Source organism: Lentzea jiangxiensis (assembly GCF_900104175.1).
GTDB classification, from domain to species: Bacteria; Actinomycetota; Actinomycetes; order Mycobacteriales; family Pseudonocardiaceae; genus Lentzea; species Lentzea jiangxiensis.
The window spans coordinates 272251-289803 of sequence record NZ_FNIX01000004.1; the positions used below are offsets into that span (position 1 = coordinate 272251).

The 17553-nt window shown below is 69.9% G+C and carries 14 protein-coding genes; 9 read left to right on the top strand and 5 right to left on the bottom strand.

The window, feature by feature from the left end; all coding sequences use genetic code 11:
- Window positions 1-4: 4 nt before the first annotated feature.
- Window positions 5-922, top strand: coding sequence for an N-acetylglucosamine kinase (locus tag BLQ91_RS15285; protein WP_090097490.1), 918 nt, complete (start codon window positions 5-7; stop codon window positions 920-922).
- Between the two features lie 263 nt (window positions 923-1185).
- On the opposite strand, the gene BLQ91_RS15290 is transcribed toward BLQ91_RS15285, so the two are convergent.
- From BLQ91_RS15290 to BLQ91_RS15300, 3 genes are all read right to left on the bottom strand, one after another.
- Window positions 1186-1920, bottom strand: a complete 735-nt coding sequence (locus BLQ91_RS15290; protein WP_090097491.1) for an HNH endonuclease — start codon at window positions 1918-1920, stop codon at window positions 1186-1188.
- Entirely contained in the window at window positions 1917-3182 is a 1266-nt protein-coding gene (locus tag BLQ91_RS15295; RefSeq protein ID WP_090097757.1) for an AAA family ATPase, read from the bottom strand. The genes BLQ91_RS15290 and BLQ91_RS15295 overlap by 4 nt, the downstream gene beginning before the upstream one ends.
- Before the next feature lie 108 nt (window positions 3183-3290).
- Window positions 3291-3938: a DUF3159 domain-containing protein gene (locus tag BLQ91_RS15300; RefSeq protein ID WP_090097492.1), complete on the bottom strand. Its 648-nt coding sequence runs from the start codon at window positions 3936-3938 to the stop codon at window positions 3291-3293.
- Between the two features lie 126 nt (window positions 3939-4064).
- On the opposite strand from BLQ91_RS15300, the gene BLQ91_RS15305 reads away from it, so the two are divergent.
- The 7 genes from BLQ91_RS15305 to BLQ91_RS15335 all read left to right on the top strand — a co-directional run bounded on the left by BLQ91_RS15305 (window position 4065) and on the right by BLQ91_RS15335 (window position 12597).
- Complete coding sequence (locus BLQ91_RS15305; RefSeq protein ID WP_090097493.1) at window positions 4065-5276, top strand: ROK family protein; 1212 nt, start codon at window positions 4065-4067, stop codon at window positions 5274-5276.
- A gap of 16 nt (window positions 5277-5292) precedes the next feature.
- The gene (locus tag BLQ91_RS15310) at window positions 5293-6630 is read left to right on the top strand and encodes an ABC transporter substrate-binding protein (protein ID WP_090097494.1); all 1338 of its coding nucleotides are present in this window, start codon (window positions 5293-5295) and stop codon (window positions 6628-6630) included.
- Between the two features lie 11 nt (window positions 6631-6641).
- Complete coding sequence (locus BLQ91_RS15315) at window positions 6642-7616, top strand: carbohydrate ABC transporter permease (RefSeq protein ID WP_090097495.1); 975 nt, start codon at window positions 6642-6644, stop codon at window positions 7614-7616.
- Entirely contained in the window at window positions 7613-8506 is an 894-nt protein-coding gene (locus BLQ91_RS15320) for a carbohydrate ABC transporter permease (RefSeq protein ID WP_090097496.1), read from the top strand. Before BLQ91_RS15315 ends, BLQ91_RS15320 begins: the two co-directional genes overlap by 4 nt.
- Complete coding sequence (locus BLQ91_RS15325; protein WP_090097497.1) at window positions 8503-9771, top strand: 6-phospho-beta-glucosidase; 1269 nt, start codon at window positions 8503-8505, stop codon at window positions 9769-9771. Before BLQ91_RS15320 ends, BLQ91_RS15325 begins: the two co-directional genes overlap by 4 nt.
- A 3-nt stretch (window positions 9772-9774) precedes the next feature.
- Window positions 9775-10788, top strand: coding sequence for an N-acetylglucosamine kinase (locus BLQ91_RS15330; protein ID WP_090097498.1), 1014 nt, complete (start codon window positions 9775-9777; stop codon window positions 10786-10788).
- A 1020-nt stretch (window positions 10789-11808) separates the two neighbouring features.
- Complete coding sequence (locus BLQ91_RS15335) at window positions 11809-12597, top strand: SGNH/GDSL hydrolase family protein (protein ID WP_342670643.1); 789 nt, start codon at window positions 11809-11811, stop codon at window positions 12595-12597.
- Window positions 12598-12741: 144 nt separating this feature from the next.
- Here BLQ91_RS15335 and BLQ91_RS15340 read toward each other — a convergent pair whose 3' ends face one another.
- A complete protein-coding gene (locus BLQ91_RS15340) occupies window positions 12742-15507 on the bottom strand; it encodes an AfsR/SARP family transcriptional regulator (protein ID WP_090097500.1) in 2766 nt (921 codons plus the stop codon).
- Between the two features lie 102 nt (window positions 15508-15609).
- On the opposite strand from BLQ91_RS15340, the gene BLQ91_RS15345 reads away from it, so the two are divergent.
- Window positions 15610-16644 carry an ADP-ribosylglycohydrolase family protein gene (locus BLQ91_RS15345; protein WP_090097501.1) on the top strand — a complete coding sequence of 345 codons (1035 nt, stop codon included), beginning with the start codon at window positions 15610-15612 and terminating at the stop codon, window positions 16642-16644.
- Between the two features lie 167 nt (window positions 16645-16811).
- Here the strand turns inward: BLQ91_RS15345 and BLQ91_RS15350 are convergent, their stop codons facing one another.
- Window positions 16812-17552, bottom strand: a complete 741-nt coding sequence (locus BLQ91_RS15350) for an FAD:protein FMN transferase (protein ID WP_245733438.1) — start codon at window positions 17550-17552, stop codon at window positions 16812-16814.
- Window position 17553: the final 1 nt, after the last annotated feature.

The following is a 17553-nucleotide window of genomic DNA, read 5'->3' on the forward strand; positions in this document are numbered from 1 at the left end:
CGTTATGGATCTGGTCGTGGGACTCGACGCTGGCGGCACCTCCACCAGGGCTCTGGTGCTGGACCTCGACGGCGCCCGCCTGGGCCAGGGCCTGGCGGGCGGCGCGAACCCGAACGCGCACCCTCCCGCCGTCGCCGCCGCCCACATCGCGGAGGCGCTGGCGGAAGCCCTGGACGGCCTCGACTCCCGCAAGGTCCGCTCCGGCGTGCTCGGCATGGCGGGCGCCTCGAAGCTGGCCGACCCCGCGATCGCGGCCCTGTTCCACGAGGCCTGGGAACGAGCCGGCCTGCACTGCCCGCTGCGCGTGGTCACCGACTGCGAGGCCGCCTTCGCCACCGGCACCTCCTCCCCCGACGGCACGGTCCTGGTGGCGGGCACGGGTTCCATAGCGGGCCGCATCGCGGGTCACCGCATGGTCGGCCGGTCCGGCGGCTACGGCTGGCTGATCGGCGACGACGGCTCGGCGTTCTGGCTGGGCCGCGAGGCGGTGCGGGCGACGTTGCGGCTGCTCGACCTCGACGCGCCGCTGGAAGGCCTGGCCACCGCCGTCCTCACCGCCGCGGGTGCCCGAGGCCGCGACCAGCTGGTCAGCGCCGTGAACGACCAGCCCCCCGTCGCCCTGGCGAAGTTCGCACCCCTCGTCAGCTCCGCCTACCACCACGGCGACCCCGAGGCCCTGACCATCGTCTCGTCGGCGGCCCGCCTGCTCGCCGACACGGCCTCCGCCGTGCGCTCGCCGTCCGACACCAGCCCGATCGTGCTCGTCGGAAGCCTGATCAAGACCCCGGTCGGCACCCACCTGAAGCAGGAGCTGCTCACCCGCTGCAACGCCCAGGTGATCATGGCGACGGAAGGGGCCGCCGGGGCGGCGTGGCTGGCGGCGGTCGACGTGCTAGGCCCCGAGGCCCCCCGGCCCGTTTAGCCGTGGCGGGTGCGCTGCCACGCATTCCCATCGAGAAGATCATCCGAATGCCGGAGCCACCCCATGCGTCCTGCGTTTGGGCACGTCCAGCGCACCGCCGCACTGCTCCGACAGGCCGAAGGGTCCAAGCCCCGGACCGCGACCCTGACCAGCGCCGTTCTTCGACTCACGAAGAGCCGAAGCTACGTCGGGCCCACCAGGAGCCTCTCTACGAAGACAGGCACCGTGCGGGGTCTGGAACAGGAAGCGGAAGAAGCGCCGGTCTACCTCAGCAGGGCGTCGCGAAGGTCATCTCGGCGCAGGAGAGCCAGCAGATCCGGCGCATCGCTGAACACGACGTCCGCGCCAGGGCTGAACGCCTGCCGCAACATGGATTGGCACACATCAGCCATCGGCTGGTCCTGCACAGTCTTGAGGTAGTCCGCCATTTCGTCCGTGCTGTCGCGCACGCGTGCCCGATCCCATTCGCGCAAGGCGAGCACGACGACCTTGCGTGCGTGCATCCGACCTCTTGCCAGGCCAGGCCGGTTCAGGCCGCACACCTCGATGGTCGCCTGTCCTTTGGCAGTCAGGTGGCGGTAGACGCCCAGCGACAAAGTCAGGAGCAGGTGGTCGAACGGATCTTCGGCAGTCGGGTCGATCAGCAGCGGGTTGCCGACCGCGTCGACCGGGAACTGCTCTCGTTTCTCGTGACTGTTGCAGGTCGCGCAGGCCAGGAGATGATTCAGCCAGTCGAAGGTCCGCAGAGGGCTTCGGGCAACGGGCTCGAAGTGGTCGACGCTGGTGCCCCGGCTCTCTCCGCAGTACATGCACCGCTCCGAGCCGTGAGCCATTTCCCCGAGCTTCGCCCGGACGGTCGTCCGGACCGACGACTTCTGCCAAGCATCTGTGGCGTTCTTGTACCGCTCGTCCAGGCTGACAGCACGAATCTTCTCCGTCGCTCTGGCAAGGGCGGTGACTGTGCGTCGCGGAAGATCGGTCCGCGCGATCCGGATCATGCGTCGCGCAGTCGGGCGGCGACCTCGTCCACCCGCGCCGTCAGTGAACTGGTCAGCTTCTCGCGGAGTTCCTCGAACTGTCGCACTTCCTGCTCGTCGGCCGTTCCCGCGAGCACCTTGACCTCGAGATCGACGAGGCGGGCACGGAGCTGTTCCGCCCGCGCCGAGTAGGGCGAGTCGAGGCCGAACAGCTCGGTGAGCACGGCGTCGTCGCCGCTTCCGTACACGACCCGCTCGTACAGATCCTGGTCGACCACGTGTGCGGACAACGGCTCGTCGGGTCCGGGCAGCCGGATCAACCCGCCGGGATCAGCCGCCTGGCAAATGTACGGGCTGTGGGTCGTCACGATGAACTGGATGTTGGGGAAGTGCTCCTTGAGCCAGCCGCCGATGCGCTGCTGCCAGGAGACGTGGAGGTGGGCGTCGACCTCGTCGATGATCACCACACCGGGTGAGGTGACCACGTTGCCGTCAGTGTGAAGCTCCCCGTAAGCGTCGTGAACCTGTTTGAGCAGATCTACGACAAGCGCAGTCACGGTCCTGTAGCCGTCGCTTGTCTCTCGCAGCGGGAACTTGTTGTCGCCGCAGGTGACCCAAAGCCCGTCCGATGTGACGTCGTCGACCTTGTGATCATCAGGCAGCAGACCATCGCTCAACAGACGAAGCGCAGCTTGCTTCAGGTCGTTCGCACCCGGTTCGCCTTCAAGTGCTCGTAGGTGTTGCTGGATCAACCAACTGACGCCCTCAGCCAGCGAAGCATCTTCGTTGAACAAGCTGAGAACCCGCGACACCCGGCCGGATTTGTCGCGGCTGGCGCCCATCAATCGACGAAACGGCCCATACGCAGCACAAAACCACCCTGTTGACTGCCGGCGAGACAACTCTTCGAGCGGCCGCGACCTCAGGGAGACCACGCTCTGATCGATCCAGCGAAGCCCCATCTCAACGTGCTCATCCGGGTTGGCCTCGCCCACTACGACGACATCGAAGCGCGGGTCCGGGAGAACGTGCACGCTCGCGTCAGCCTGTGCTGCCCCATGCGTAGCCCAGTTCTGGAATTCCGGCATCACACCAAAAGCCGTGGGAGTGCCGCCGAAAGCGAGGACGATCGCCTTCAGCAGAGTGGACTTCCCCGCACCGTTTCGGCCCGCGATGACGGTCCACCCTGCATGTGAGCCGTCCGGACGGGTGAGCGTCAAGTCCACTTCGCGAACACCGTGGAACCCTTTGATGTTCCGCAGCTTCACCCGCGAGACGTACATGGCCACTCCGGTCGCCGAGCCGCAATAGGTTCCGCTGGCGACTCTAGTAGGCCGTAGCTGTGGTCCGTCGGTCTCATCGCTCTCACGAGAAGTCGGAGACGCGGTGACCTAAGAGGCCGGCTCCGGCACCTGCGGGTGCCGGAACCCGGGGTGCCCCGCGGGCAGCGCCTTCCGCAGCACCCACCCCGACACCAGGACGCAGACGATCTGCACCGGCCACGACAGCGCGAGACGCAGGGTGGCCAGCCAGTACACCTGCGCGTCCAGCCACAGTGGAGTGAAGACGGCGACCCGCAGCACGTACTGCCCGACCCAGGGCCAGGACGCGACGGAGTAGGCGCGCAGCAGGGCGGGATCCCGCCGCCAGCGCGCCTTCTGGCCCAGCAGGGTTCCGACGACGACGCCGAGCAGCGGCCAGCGCACCGCGATCGAGCCCGCCCAGGCCAGTGCCGAGGCCACGTTGGACAGCAGCTGGACCAGGAAGAAGTCCTCGGCGCGTCCGGTGTAGAGCGCGATCAGCGCCGCCGCCACGACGGCCAGGACCGAGAACACGACGGCTCGGGGCTTCTGGCCGCGGATGAAACGCACGACCCCGATCACCACGCCGCACACGACCGCGGCGACCGCGCCGGCGCCGATCGAGTGACCGGAGAGCAACCAGCCCGCGACGAACGCCACCGGCGGCAGGGAGGCGTCGAGGGCGCCGCCCCGGCCTCCCAGCAGTGATGCGAGCGACTCCTGGCGCACGTCCGTCATGGTTCCAGAGTGCCTTAGGTGAACCTAAGTCAGGTAACGGACCCGTATCGGGGATTGACCGCGGTGAACCAGGTCACTACCGTCTGCGAAAATCGTCTGGAAAGTTAACAGACAGGAGCGGACCCAGTGCGTGCCGGAAGCCCACGACTGCTGCGGGAGATCAACGACCGCGCAGCCGTCGAGGCTCTGCTGCGCAACGGGCCGCTGACCAGGTCGGAGTTGGAGGGCCTGATCGGTCTCTCCAAGCCGGCGACCGCACAGCTGCTCACCAGGCTCGAAACCGCCGACACCGTCGTCCGCGACGGACTGCGCGGCGGCGGGCGCGGGCCGCGGGCGCAGCTGTGGTCGGTCAACGGGGCGCTCGCGCACGTCGCCGCTGTCGACCTCACCCCCGAGACGGTCGACATCGCGATCGCGGACATCTCCGGTGCCGTGCTCACCGAGCACAAGGCACCGATGCCCGTGAAGCACGGCGTGCTGGAGGCGTTCGTGAGCGCGGTGGGCAAGGCGTGCGGTCAGGCGGGCCTGAGCCCCGACCAGCTGCTGCACGTCGTGGTGGGCTGCCCGGGGGCGGTGAACCCCGCGAACGGCGAGCTCGCCTACGCACCCCACCTGCCCGGCTGGAGCGGTTTCGACGTTCCCCGCCGGTTGCGGGAACGGCTCGCGACCTCGGTGAGCGTCGAGAACGACGTCAACCTCGTCGCGCTGGAGGAGATGGTCGCCGGGCGGGCCACGGAGGTGCGCGACTTCGTCGTCATCTGGCCCGCCGACCTCGTCGGTGCCGCCGTCGTCGTCAACGGGGTGCTGTTGCACGGCGCTTCCGGCGGCGCGGGCGAGATCGACGGGCTGATGATCCCCGACCGCGCGTGCGCCGACACCGGCACCGACCGCTCGGGCGGCACGTTCGGCGAACTGCTCAGCAACACGTCGATCTGCAAGCTCGCCAGGGTCCACGGGCTCGCCGCGCGCAACGGCCACGGTGCCGTGCGCAAGGCGTTGGCCGCGGGCCCCGCGGGCCGGGAGTTCCTGGGCGACCTCGCCCGGCGGATGGCCACCGGCGTGGCCGGCGTCGTCGCGGTGCTCGACCCGGAGCTCGTCCTCCTGTCCGGCGACATCGCCCAGGCGGGTGGAACGACGCTGAACGATCTCGTTGCCGCGGAACTGCGGCAACTGGTGGTGCCGAGGACTCCCGTCCAGCTGGCACTGGTGACCGGGAAACCGGTGCGCAGCGGCGCACTGCACTCGGCCCTGGCCTTCGCACGCGAGCAGGTGTTCGGCCTGCCGGCAGCCACCACGGCTCCATTCCGCGGCCCTGTGGTCGCCGGGTCCCCACGTTGATCGAGAAGGAGTGCACATGCGCGAGCACACCCGTGCTGCCTTGCTCTGTGTCGCCGCAGGAATGGTCGCAGCGCTGACCCTCACCGCATGTGCGGCGGGCAAGGGCGGCGGCGCGAGTTCCGACGCCGCGGCTGCTCCTGGCAAGGACGACAAGCTGACGCTCACGGTCTGGAGCAACTACTCCGACCGCGAGCTCGTCGAGGTCACCAAGGCCCTCAAGACCTTCAACGAGAAGTTCCCCAACATCGAGATCAAGCACGAGGGCTCGCAGGACGACGACAAGATCACCGCGGGCATCCGGTCGGGCAACACGCCGGACGTCGCGCTGTCGTTCACCACGGACAACATCGGCCAGTTCTGCTCCTCCGGGGCGTTCCAGCCGCTGAAGTCCTACATCGAGCGCGACAAGGTCGACCTGAACCAGATCTCCCCCGCGGTCCAGGAGTACACCGAGTACAAGGGCAACCGCTGCGCGATGCCCATGCTCACCGACGTGTACGCCATGTACTTCAACAAGGACAAGCTCGCCGAGGCCGGCATCACGGCACCGCCGAAGACGCTCGACGAGCTGTACGACGCGGCGGTGAAGGCGACCAAGAAGGCGCCGAACGGCGACATCGAGGTCGCGGGCTACCTGCCCACGATGGGCTTCTACGCCAACCGCCCGACCATCCTCGCGCCGTCGTTCGGCGCGGAGTGGGAGAAGGACGGCAAGTCCTCGCTCGCGAGCTCGCCCGGCTTCAGCGAGATGTTGAAGTTCCAGAAGAAGCTCGTCGACTTCTACGGCTACGACGCCCTCGAGCGGTTCCGCGCGGGCCTCGGCCAGGAGTACTCGGCCGACCACGCGTTCCACCAGGGCAAGATCGCGATGATGATCGACGGTGAGTACCGCACCGCGTTCCTCAAGGCGCAGGCACCGCAGATCAAGTTCGGCACCGCCCCGTTCCCGACCCTGAAGCCGGCCGACCACGGCACCGCCTTCACCACCGGCACGATCATGGGCATCCCCAAGGGCGCCAAGAACCCCGGCGCCGCGTGGGAGCTGATCAAGCACCTGTCGTTCGACACCGACACGATCGTCGACCTCTCGAACGCCATCAAGAACGTCCCGAGCACCAAGGCCGCCCTGGAGAGCCCGAAGCTCGAGGTGGACGAGCAGTTCAAGACGTTCATCGACCTCGCCAGGAGCGACAAGCTCAAGGGCAACCCCGTCACCCCCGTCGGTGACGCGCACATCAAGGCCGTCACGGACTTCTCGGTCTCCTACCTGTCGGGCAAGGTCCCCGACCTCGCAGCCGGTCTGAAGGAAGTCGACAAGAACATCGACGACCAGATCGCCAAGAGCGGCAAGTAGGGATTCGCGCGATGACCGCCTCCGTTGGCGCTCGGCCCGCCCCGCGCAGGGGGCGGGCTCGTGCCCGGCACCGCCTCGCCGTGCTCGGGTTCCTGGCCCCGGCCATCATCGGCTTCGTCCTGTTCTTCGGCTACCCGCTGGTCACCACGGTCGTCTTCAGCTTCACAAAGTACGACCTGATCAACCCGCCGGAGTTCAACGGGCTCGCGAACTACGAGTTCATGTTCAAAGATCCCCTGCTCACCAAGGCGATCGCGAACACGCTCTGGTTCGTGGTGGTGCTCACGATCGCGCGGACGGTGTTCGCGCTGGGCGTGGCATCGGTCATCGCGCGCCTCAAGTCGGGCGTCGGCCTGATCCGGACGCTCTGCTACCTGCCGTCCCTGGCACCGCCGGTGGCCGCGACGCTCGTGTTCTTCATGGTGTTGCGCCCCAACGGCGGCCCGGTCGACAGCGTCCTCGGCTGGTTCGGCGTCGACTCGCCGCTGTGGTTCTCGGACCCGGCGTGGGCCAAGCCCGGCATCACCGCGATCATGCTGTGGATCTCCGGCGACCTGATGATCATCATCCTCGCCGCGATCCTCGACGTGCCGCAGGAGCAGTACGAGGCCGCCGAGCTCGACGGCGCCGGCCCGATCCGGCGCTGGTGGCACGTCACGCTGCCGACGATCTCCCCGGTGCTGCTGTTCGGCGTCGTGAACTCGGTGATCCTCGCGCTGCAGCTCTTCACGCAGGCGGTCGTCGCGGGGTCGGCCGGCTCGGGAGCGGCGGACGCGACCGGGTCGACCAAGTACCTCGGTTTCCCGGACAACTCCACGCTGACGTTCCCGGTCTACCTGTACACGCAGGGCTTCCGCTACTTCGACATGGGCTACGCGGCCGCGATGGCCACGGTCCTGTTCGTCATCTCGTTCGCCGTGACCATCGTGCTGGTCCAGCGGATGCGCAAGAACTCCAGCGCTGAGGAAGGGGGTCCGGGAGCATGACCGCCACGCTGACCAAACCACCGGTCGACGTCCCCGCGGAACCGGAGCGGCCACGCCGCCGGCGTTCCACGGGCAGCTTCCTGAACTGGGTCGCGACGCACGCGATCGGCCTCGCCCTCGGCCTGATGTTCGCCACCCCCGTCGTGTTCGTCTTCCTCACCGCGGTGATGTCGGACGACCAGGCGTTCACCTCGAACCTGTGGCCGGCGGAGTGGCACTGGGAGAACTTCGTCGAGGTCTTCGACAAGGCGCCGCTGCTGCGGTACCTGGTCAACAGCCTCACGTACTCGCTCCTCGCGACCGCGGGCATGCTGATCTCGTCGATCCCGGCGGCCTACGCGCTCGCGAAGCTCCAGTGGCGCGGCCGGAACCTCGCGTTCCTGCTCGTCATCGGCGCGATGATGCTGCCGCCGCAGGTCGTGGCCGTGCCGCTGTACGACACCTGGTCGTCGCTGGGCCTGACGGGCACGCTGTGGCCGTTGATCGTGCCGTACTTCCTGTTCGACGCGTTCAGCATCTTCCTGCTGCGCCAGTTCATGCTCACCATCCCGCAGTCCTACGTGGACGCGGCGAGGGTGGACGGCTGCTCGGAGTTCCAGGCGCTGGTGCGGATCATCGTGCCGATGGCGAAGCCCGGCATCGCGGCCACCGCGCTGTTCTGCTTCCTCTTCACCTGGAACGACTACTTCGGCCCGCTGCTCTACACCGGCGAGGTGAAGGACCAGTGGACGTTGTCGCTGGCCCTGGCGACGTTCAAGGGCATGCACATCGTCCAGTGGAACTCGTCGATGGCGGTGACGTTCCTGACGATGGTGCCGGCCGTCGTCCTCTTCGTCTTCGCCCAGAAGTCGTTCGTCAAGGGAATCACGTTCACGGGGGTAAAAGGGTGAAACTCACCGTCGTCGGTGGCGGGTCCACCTACACACCGGAGCTGGTCGACGGCATCGCCGGCCGTCGCACCAGCCTGGCGGTGGACGAGATCGTCCTCGTCGACCCGGACCAGCACCGCCTCGGCCTCGTCGGCCCGTTCAGCCAGCGCCTGCTGGACCACGCGGGACACCCGGCGAAGGTCCGCACCACCTCGTCGCTCGAAGAAGGCGTCGAGGGCGCGTCGGCGGTCCTGCTGCAACTGCGGGTCGGCGGGCAGAAGGCGCGCGCCTCGGACGAGACGTTCCCGCTCACCTGCGGGTGCGTCGGCCAGGAGACCACCGGCGCGGGAGGCCTCGCAAAGGCCCTGCGGACCGTGCCGGTGGTCCTGGACATCGCGGACGAGGTGCGCCGCCTCGCCGGCCCCGACACGTGGATCGTGAACTTCACGAACCCGGTCGGCATCGTGACGCGCGCGTTGCTGCAGGAGGGCCACAAGGCGATCGGCCTGTGCAACGTGGCGATCACGTTCCAGCGCTGGACGGCCGCCCTGCTCGGCGTCGACCCGTCCACCGTGGAGCTGGAGCACGTCGGCCTGAACCACCTCACCTGGGAACGCGGGGTGCACGTGGACGGCGTCGACCGACTGCCGGAGCTCCTGCGGGACCACGTCGAGGGCCTGGCCGAGCACATCGGCATCGACGGCGCTCTGATGCGACGCTTGAACATGGTGCCGTCGTACTACCTGAACTACTTCTACAACCACGACGCCGTCGTGAAGAAGCAGCTGAACGAGCCGCCGCGGGCAGAGGTCGTCGCCGCCGTCGAGAAGGAGCTGCTCGACATCTACGGCGACCCGTCGGTCGTGACGAAGCCGGAGCAGCTCGGGCAGCGCGGCGGCGCGTACTACTCCGAGGCGGCCGTGCAGCTGGTGCACGCGCTGACCGGCGGCGAAGGAGCCGAGAGGCACGTCGTGAACGTGCGGAACAACGGCTCTCTGCCCTTCCTGCCCGACGACGCCGTGGTCGAGGTGTCCTCCACAGTGGACTCGAACGGCGGCACGCCGCTGCCCGTCCGTCCCGTGGAACCGTCCATTTCCGGCCTGATCTCGCACGTCACCGCGTACGAGTACCTGGCGCTGGAAGCAGCGAGGCACGGCGGCCGAGACCGGGTGGCGAACGCGCTGCTCGCCCACCCGCTGATCGGTCAGCACGCGCTCGCGGACCGGCTGGCCGACGAGCTGATCGCGCAGAACCGCGACCTGCTGCCGTGGGTGAAGGGAAACTGACAGATGACCGACCGGGTGCTCGCCATCGACGGCGGGAACAGCAAGACCGCGGTGCTCTTGGTCGACGCGGACGGCAAGGTGCTCGCGCAGGTGCGCGGCCCCGGCGCCCCGCCGCAGACCGTGGGCATGAAGCGCGGACTCGACGTGTTCGAGGCACTGGCACGCGAGGCCGCAGCTCAGGCGGGACTGTCCCCCGACGAGCCGATCGCCGCGCACACGTCCGCCTACCTCGCGGGAGCAGACCTGCCCCGCGAGGAGGAGGACCTGACGCGAGCGATCTCCGAGCGGGGCTGGTCACGCACGACGTTCGTCGGCAACGACACGTTCGCCCTGCTCCGCGCGGGCACCGCCGCCGCCGGGGGTGTGGCGGTCGTGTGCGGAGCGGGCATCAACGCGGTGGGCGTGGCCCGGGACGGCCGAACCCACCGCTTCCCGGCCCTGGGCGCCATCTCCGGCGACTGGGGAGGCGGCGGCCAACTGGGCAACGACGCCCTCTGGCACGCGGTGCGAGCGGAGGACGGCCGGGGCCGGCCCACCCTCCTCCTCCCCGCTCTCCTGGAGCACTACGGCGAGACCTCGATCCTCAACGTGGTGGAGAAGATCCACTTCGAGGAGCTCGAACTGGACCCGCACGCCCTCTGCCCGTTGGTCTTCGAGGTGGCCGCACAGGGCGATTCCGTTGCCCTGCACCAGGTCGACCGCCTGATCGAGGAGATCGTCCTCCTCGCCACCGTGTCCCTGCGCAAGCTGAACCTGGTGGACGAGCCCGTCGACGTCGTACTGGGCGGCGGAGTCCTCACGAACACCGGTGACGTGGTGGTGGGCCCGGTCAGCAGGCAGATCGCAGAAGCCGCCCCGCTGGCCCGGGTCCGCCTGGTCGACGTGCCACCGGTGGTGGGCGCGGCACTCCTGGGCCTCGACCACATCGGGGCCTCGCCGAGCGCGGAGCTGAGGCTGCGCTCGGCCTACAGCGACCACCTGCCGGCAGCCACCCTGGACGTGGCGGCCAGCGGGTAGACAGCCCCGTCTCAGGGGGCAGACCGGCGGCGGCGCCTCCTGAGACGGCCCAGCCCACTGCTCGGGGCTTTCGGCGGCGGCGCCCCGAGCAGTGGTCCCACCCCTTTCCGAGGGGGCTGTCGGCGGCGGAGCCCCCTCGGAAAGGCCCACACCCGGTGTCCGCAACGGAAACCCAAGACCACTCGCGAAGGCGAAGCCGAGCGTCTTCCCGGACGCTCCACCAACGCGACCAACTACGGAACCGGCGCCACCACGGAAGAAACCTCAGACACCAGAACTCCGGAAGACAAAGGCGCGACCCCGGACGGCAACACAGTCGTCCCCACGACGCTCTCCGCAGCCGCCCCCGAACTCTCCCGAGCCGCACCTCCCTCAGGAGTGACCACGGGGTGCGAATGAGGCGGCGGAGTGACGACAACCGCCCGGCTCCCCCGAGTGGGCCGGACCGCACCGGACGAGGGCGCGAACTCCATCGGCGGCTGGTCACCGCCGATCTGGGCCACCTCCGGCTCACCGGGCCCACCATCGCCCCCGCCACCCGGCGCGGCACCGGGCAACCCGCCGATCACCAGCCCGGCGACCACCCCGGCTGTGACGAGCGCGACACCCACGGAAAGAGACGGAAGCGGCAAACCAGATCGCACCCGGCAGAAGGTAGCGACCGACCGGGACGAATCCCCTGGAACGCTCTCCAGCTTCCCTCGAACGAGTGGTAAAAGGATCGTCGCCCGCTGCGGCGGAACCTACGATGCCGTAACCGACGGTGGCGTAACCAGGCGTTCGTTGTGCATGCTCACCAGTCGCCTGCGGATGGGAGCCCGCGAGCGACGGCCGCAACACCACCGCGGCGGTTCGGCAGCGGAGCCGGCACCGCGGCGGAGCAGGATCCGCGCAACCGCCACAGCGGCCGGACGGATCCCGCGGCCTGGCGACACCCCGTCCGGGCCGGGCAGGCCCGGCGGACGGACGCAGGACTCCGCCGGGGCAGGACAGGCCCGGCGGACAGCGAAGGGGGATGCAGTGCTGCTGCGATGGAACAGTCTCGTGGCCCTGGGGGACAGCTTCACCGAGGGCATGGACGACCCGGGGCCCGGCGACACCTACGTCGGCTGGGCCGACCGCCTGGCCGGGATGCTCGCCCGGAACGGACCCGAGTTCCGGTACGCGAACCTCGCGGTCAGGGGCAAGATGCTGCAGGAGATCATCGACGATCAGGTGCCGCTCGCGATCTCCCTCAAGCCCGACCTCGTCACGTTCTGCGGGGGCGGCAACGACATCATGCTGCCGAACAGCGATCCCGACGCGGTCGCCGAGGTCTACGAGGTGGCCGTGGCCGACCTCAGGGCCGCGGGGTCGGACGTCCTCATCTTCACCGGCTTCGACACGCGGTCCACCCCGCTGCTCAGAAGCCTGCGCGGCAAGATCGCCATCTACAACTCGCACCTGTGGTCGATCGCCGAGCGCTACCACTGCCGGATGGTCGACCTGTGGTCCATGCAGGTGCTGCACGACCGCCGGGCCTGGGGCGAGGACAGGTTGCACCTGTCGCCCGAAGGTCACCGGCGGGTCGCGCTCAAGGCCGCGGAGGTGCTCGGGTTGATCGACAGCCCCTCCTGGAACGAGCCGTGGCCCGCTCTCCAGCAGGCGGACTGGGTGACCCAGCGCAAGGCCGACCTGAAGTGGGCGCGCGAGCACGTCGTGCCGTGGATCGGCCGCACGCTCAGGGGCGAGTCGATGGGGGACGGGCTGGCGCCGAAACGGCCGGAGCTCTTGCCGTTGGCGCGGTGCACCGAGGAGAACTACGGCTAGGAGCGGAAAGCCCGACCGGCACTCTCCCCCGAATGCCGGTCGGGCTCCTTTCCGGTGCAGGCGCCTTACCCCCTCGGCAATCCCCCACTCGGCTGCCTGCACGTCCAACATCCCATGTTTTGGGACCAGATGACTAAACGCCCGCTAAACCTCGGACGACAGCGAGTCCAGAAGAGCCCGCACCTCGACCGCGCGGGCCGAGTTGACCTGGGAGTACAGGCGCAGCGCCTCCGTCAATTCCGCTGCCGCAGCAACCCATTCCGCCCGCCGGAGCAACACCGAGCCGAGGACGTGGCGGCCGAAGCCCTCCAGGTGCAGGACGTCGGCGACGGCGGCCTGGTCGACGACCTGGCGGGCCAGCAGCTCGGCCTGGTCGAGGTCTCCCGCGTCGAGGTGCAGCTCGGCGAGGTTCGCGAGGCCGCGGACCAACGCCACCTGGTCGCCCGAGCGCCGGTACACCTCGACGGCGTGGGTCTGGTGCCGCAGGGCGACGTCCACGTGGCCGCGGGCCTGCTCGACCTGCGCCACGTTGTTGAGGCCGTGGGCCTCGCCGACGGTGTCGCCGGACTGCTGGGCCAGCTGCACCGACTCCCAGAAGTGCAGCAGCGCCTCGTCGTGCAGGTGCAGGCGGAACAGGACGTCGGCGAGCTGGGCGAGCGTCAGCACCAGGTACTGGCGCTCCCCCAGCTCGGTCGCGAGCCGGTGCGCACGGCGCGCGTCCGGCAGCAGGACGGGTCGTCCCAGCCGGGCGTTCGTCGTGTAGGTCGTGTCCAGCATCAGGACCTGGCCGAGGCGGCTCCCCGTCACCTCGGCCGCGGCCAGGCCGAACCCGACCAGCGCCACCCACTCGCCGGTGAGCGCGCGCACGGTCGCGTAGTGGTGCAGCAGCCGGACGAGCTGCCACACCTGGTCGTGCAGACCCCGTTCGGCGGCCGCGTGCACGACCGCGACGATGTTGGGCCACTCCCGGTCGAACCAGCCGACCGGGTCGTCGAACGCCGGCAGGGACGTGGACCCGTTGTCCCGCAACGCGAAGTCGAGACCGTCGCGCGCCGGCCGGATGGCGCGGCGCACGTGGTCGCACACGACCAGGTAGTAGTTCACCAGGCGCCGCAACGAATCCTGGTCCGCACGGCCGACTCCGCGCACGTACAGCCGGACCAGCTCGTGCATCGTGAACCCGTCCGGCCACGGCTCGACGAGCAGGTTCACCTCGACGAGCTGCGTCAGCCGGTCGCGGGCCGACTCGACGCGGGTGCTGGTCAGCGCCGCCACGGCGTGCGACGACATCCACCGGCCGGGTGCGAGGCCGACGGACTGGAAGACCTCGCCGAGCTCGGACGGCAGGGCGCGCGTCGAGAGGTCGAGCGCGCGCGACACCCCCACCCCGGCCTCGGGCAGGTCGAGGCCGCGCAGGCGCTGACCGTCGTCGGCCAGCTCCCCCACCAGCTCCTCGACGGTCCACTCCGGACTGATCACGAGCTTCGCCGCCGCCACCCGCAGCGCGAGCGGCAGCCCGCCGCACAGCTCCGCGAGCTTCTTCGCCGCCACCGGGTCCTCCGACGACAGGGACCTGCCCAGCACGTCGTCGACCAGTTCCCGGGCGGCGTCGTCGTCCAGCGGGCCGAGCTTGCGCACGCGGGCGCTGTGGGTGACGACGAGCCGTTCGAGCTGTGACCGCGACGTCACCAGCACGACCGAGCCCGACCCCGGCGGCAGCAGCGGCTGGACCTGGTCGAAGGCCGTCGCGTCGTCCAGCACCACCAGCACGCGGCGGCGGTGCAGCAACGAGCGGTACAGGCCGACGCGGTCCTGCACCGCGACCGGCACGCCGTCCGCCGGCACGCCCAGCGCCACGAGGAACCTGGTCAGCACCTCACCGGGCTCGGTGTCGCCGAGCGACGCGAACAGCACGCCGTGCGGGAACATCGCGGAGTTCTCGTGCCCCCACGTGATCGCGAGGGCGCTCTTGCCGACGCCGGGCGCACCGGTCAGCACGGCCACGGTCGTCGCGAGCAGGTTCCTGGCCGCGCAGACGGTGTCGAGCCACGCCTTGTCGTCGTCCCGGCCGAACAGCCTCGACGCGGACGCGGGCAGCAGCGCGGGCGCCACGATCCCCGCCCGCGGTGCGACGGGACGCGACTCGACGGGACCGACCACGCTCAGCGCCGGGTCGTCGCGCAGCACCTGCTCGTGCAGCGCCCGCAGCTGCGGTCCGGGGTCGATGCCCAGCTCGTCCACGGCACGGCGCTGGAACCGCTGGTAGGCCTCCAGGGCGTCGGCGCGCTGCCCGGACCGGTAGAGCGCGCGCATGCTGTGCGCGACCAGGCGTTCCCGGAACGGGTACTCGGTGCACAGCCCGCGCAGCTCGCCCACCAGCTCCAGGTGGCGGCCCAGCTCCAGCTCGGCGTCGATGCGTTCCTCCAACGCCGACAGCCGCAGCTCCTCGAGGCCCGAGGTCATCGGGTCGCCCGGTACGTCCACGAGCACCGGGCCGCGCCACAGACCCAACGCCTCGCGCAGCAAGCCCGCCCTGATGGCGGCGGGCTTGCCGCGGGCAGACGCCACGAGCTGCCGGGCGCGGTGCAGGTCGAGACGCCACGGGTCCACGGTCAGCTGGTACCCCGTCGGCGTGGTGCGGATGGTCGCGGAGGCCGACGGGTCGGCCTCCTCCAGCACCTTGCGCAGCCGCGAGACGTAACCGTGCACGATGGTCCGCGCCGTGGCCGGAGGCGCGTCCGTCCACAGCGCGTCGACGATCCGGTCGATCGAGACGGGTCGGTTCGCCTCGACGACCAGCATGGCCAGCAGCCCGCGCATGCCGCGGCGGCCCAGCTGGACGAGCCGTCCGTCGGCGAGCACCTGGAGTGGACCGAGCACGCCGAACTCGAGTCCGGTTTTGCTCCGCATGCCCCTCCCTCTCCCGTGCCGACCTCGTCACTTCAACAGGTGGGCGGGGGGCCGTCCCAGATACAAGTGCGGCCCGAGTTCGCGGGGCGCTACTGTTCACGGGTGCCGCGAGATCGGAACTCCGTGGTTGACCGCGGCGCCGGGTGTCTCCTCGGCGGCGCTCTCGGTGATGCGCTCGGTGCTCCTGTGCAGTACCTCGGCTGGGCCGACATCCAGCGCGAACACGGCCCCGAGGGCGTCCTGGGACCTCCGAAGCCCGCGTTGTTCACCGACGACACCCAGCTGACCCTCTTCACCGCCGACGGCTACCTGCGCGCGTACGTGCGCGGCAAGCGCACCGGCGAGTGGCAACCGATGGAGATGGTCTGGCACAGCTACCGGCGGTGGCTGGTCACCCAGCAGCAACCGGCTCCCGAGCAGGGCGCGGTGGGCCTGCTCGCCGACGAACGGCTGTACGAGAGCCGCTCGCCGGGCCTGACGTGCCTGCGCGCGCTGGCTGCCGAGACACCGTCCACTCCGGAGAACCCGCACAACGAGTCGTCCGGCTGCAACGGCGTGACGCGCACCGCTCCGGCGGGTTTCGCGCCGTCCGCGGCGATCGCGTACGACCTGGGCTGCCGCTTCGCCGCGCTGACGCACGGCGGCACGGGCGGCTGGGTGTCCGGTGGCGCGCTGGCGCTGCTGGTGCACCTGCTCGCCGTGAAGGGCAGGCCGGTGCGCGAGGCCGTCGACCAGGTCATCGGCCGGGTGCTGCGCGACGACACGTACACCGCGACCGTCCTCACGCGAGCCGTGGTGCTGGCCGAGGAGCACGACGGCCAGTCACCCGTGCGCGTCGACCGGCTCGGCAGCGGCTGGACGGGTCCGGAGGCGCTGGCGATAGCGGTCTACACCGTGCTGACGCACCCGAAGCCGGCGCAGTTCGTCGACGCGATGCGCGCGGCGGCCAACCACTCCGGCGGCAGCGACGCCACGGCGGCGTTGACGGGGAACATCCTCGGCGCGCTGCACGGCGCGGACGCGTTGCCCCGCGACTGGCTGATGGGCCTCGAGATGGTGGACGTGCTCGACGCGATGGGACGCGACCTCGGCATGTCCGCGGTCAACCTCGACTTCAACGAGGACCGCTACGCCTGACACAGAAAAAGCCTGCTGGGTTGCGCTCCCGAATTCGCAACACAGCAGGCTTTCTCGCACGAGCAGTTGGTCGACAGCAGGCCGGGACTTGCCCCGAGCGCGAGCTCCGATCCAGCTCTTGATCAACGAAACGTGCCCCGGAGTCAAGGCTCCGTTGGGCGATCATGCTAACAGATGTGCACGGGAAGTCCAGGACTCGAGTGCACGCGACGATCTTCGTCGACGATGAAGACCTCGCACCCCTCCTGCGCCGCCGCCCACCCGATCCCCTCCCTGCCCAGCGCGAACGCCGCTGTGGCAGTGGTATCCGCGATCGCGAGGTCGTCGGAGAAGACCGTGACGGAGATCAACCCCGTCACGGGCTGCCCGGTGCGGCCGTCGAGGATGTGCTGACCGCGTTCGTACAACGCTGACGTGGCAACGGCTCCGTCGCGCACGCCGAGCACGACGCTCAGCCGGTCGGCGAGGTCGGGATGCCGAACACCGACGCGCCAAGGCTTTCCGGGTTCCGGTTCGCCGGCCGTCACGACGTCGCCGCCCGCGTTGACGCAGAACGACGTGGCGCCGCCCTCGCGCAGCACGTCCGCCGCGCGTTGCACGGCCCAGCCCTTCACGACCGCGCACGGGTCGAGGCCGCGTCCCGGCAGCCGCGCCGTGAACGCGCCGCCGGTCGACTGCTCGTACCAGTCGCACAGCGACAGCACCTCGACCAGGTCCGGGCTGAGCTCCTCCCCGGTGAGCTCGCCCCGGTCCAACCTGGACACCTCGCTGCCGGGCTTGAACGGCGAGAACCGGGCGTCCGCCTCGCGCAGCCAGGCGAACGCCCGCTCGGCCAGTGCGGCGTCCCCGTCACGCAGGTCCACCGAGATCGGCAGGCCCATGACGTGGTCGACGCGCCGCACGGACATC

What these genes read in the sequence shown, in the direction of transcription:
- BLQ91_RS15285 (WP_090097490.1), top strand. Translation starts at nt 5, where the DNA reads ATGGATCTGGTCGTGGGACTCGACGCTGGCGGCACCTCCACCAGGGCT.
- BLQ91_RS15290 (WP_090097491.1), bottom strand. Translation starts at nt 1,920, where the DNA reads ATGATCCGGATCGCGCGGACCGATCTTCCGCGACGCACAGTCACCGCC.
- BLQ91_RS15295 (WP_090097757.1), bottom strand. Translation starts at nt 3,182, where the DNA reads ATGTACGTCTCGCGGGTGAAGCTGCGGAACATCAAAGGGTTCCACGGT.
- BLQ91_RS15300 (WP_090097492.1), bottom strand. Translation starts at nt 3,938, where the DNA reads ATGACGGACGTGCGCCAGGAGTCGCTCGCATCACTGCTGGGAGGCCGG.
- BLQ91_RS15310 (WP_090097494.1), top strand. Translation starts at nt 5,293, where the DNA reads ATGCGCGAGCACACCCGTGCTGCCTTGCTCTGTGTCGCCGCAGGAATG.
- BLQ91_RS15315 (WP_090097495.1), top strand. Translation starts at nt 6,642, where the DNA reads ATGACCGCCTCCGTTGGCGCTCGGCCCGCCCCGCGCAGGGGGCGGGCT.
- BLQ91_RS15320 (WP_090097496.1), top strand. Translation starts at nt 7,613, where the DNA reads ATGACCGCCACGCTGACCAAACCACCGGTCGACGTCCCCGCGGAACCG.
- BLQ91_RS15330 (WP_090097498.1), top strand. Translation starts at nt 9,775, where the DNA reads ATGACCGACCGGGTGCTCGCCATCGACGGCGGGAACAGCAAGACCGCG.
- BLQ91_RS15340 (WP_090097500.1), bottom strand. Translation starts at nt 15,507, where the DNA reads ATGCGGAGCAAAACCGGACTCGAGTTCGGCGTGCTCGGTCCACTCCAG.
- BLQ91_RS15350 (WP_245733438.1), bottom strand. Translation starts at nt 17,552, where the DNA reads ATGTCCGTGCGGCGCGTCGACCACGTCATGGGCCTGCCGATCTCGGTG.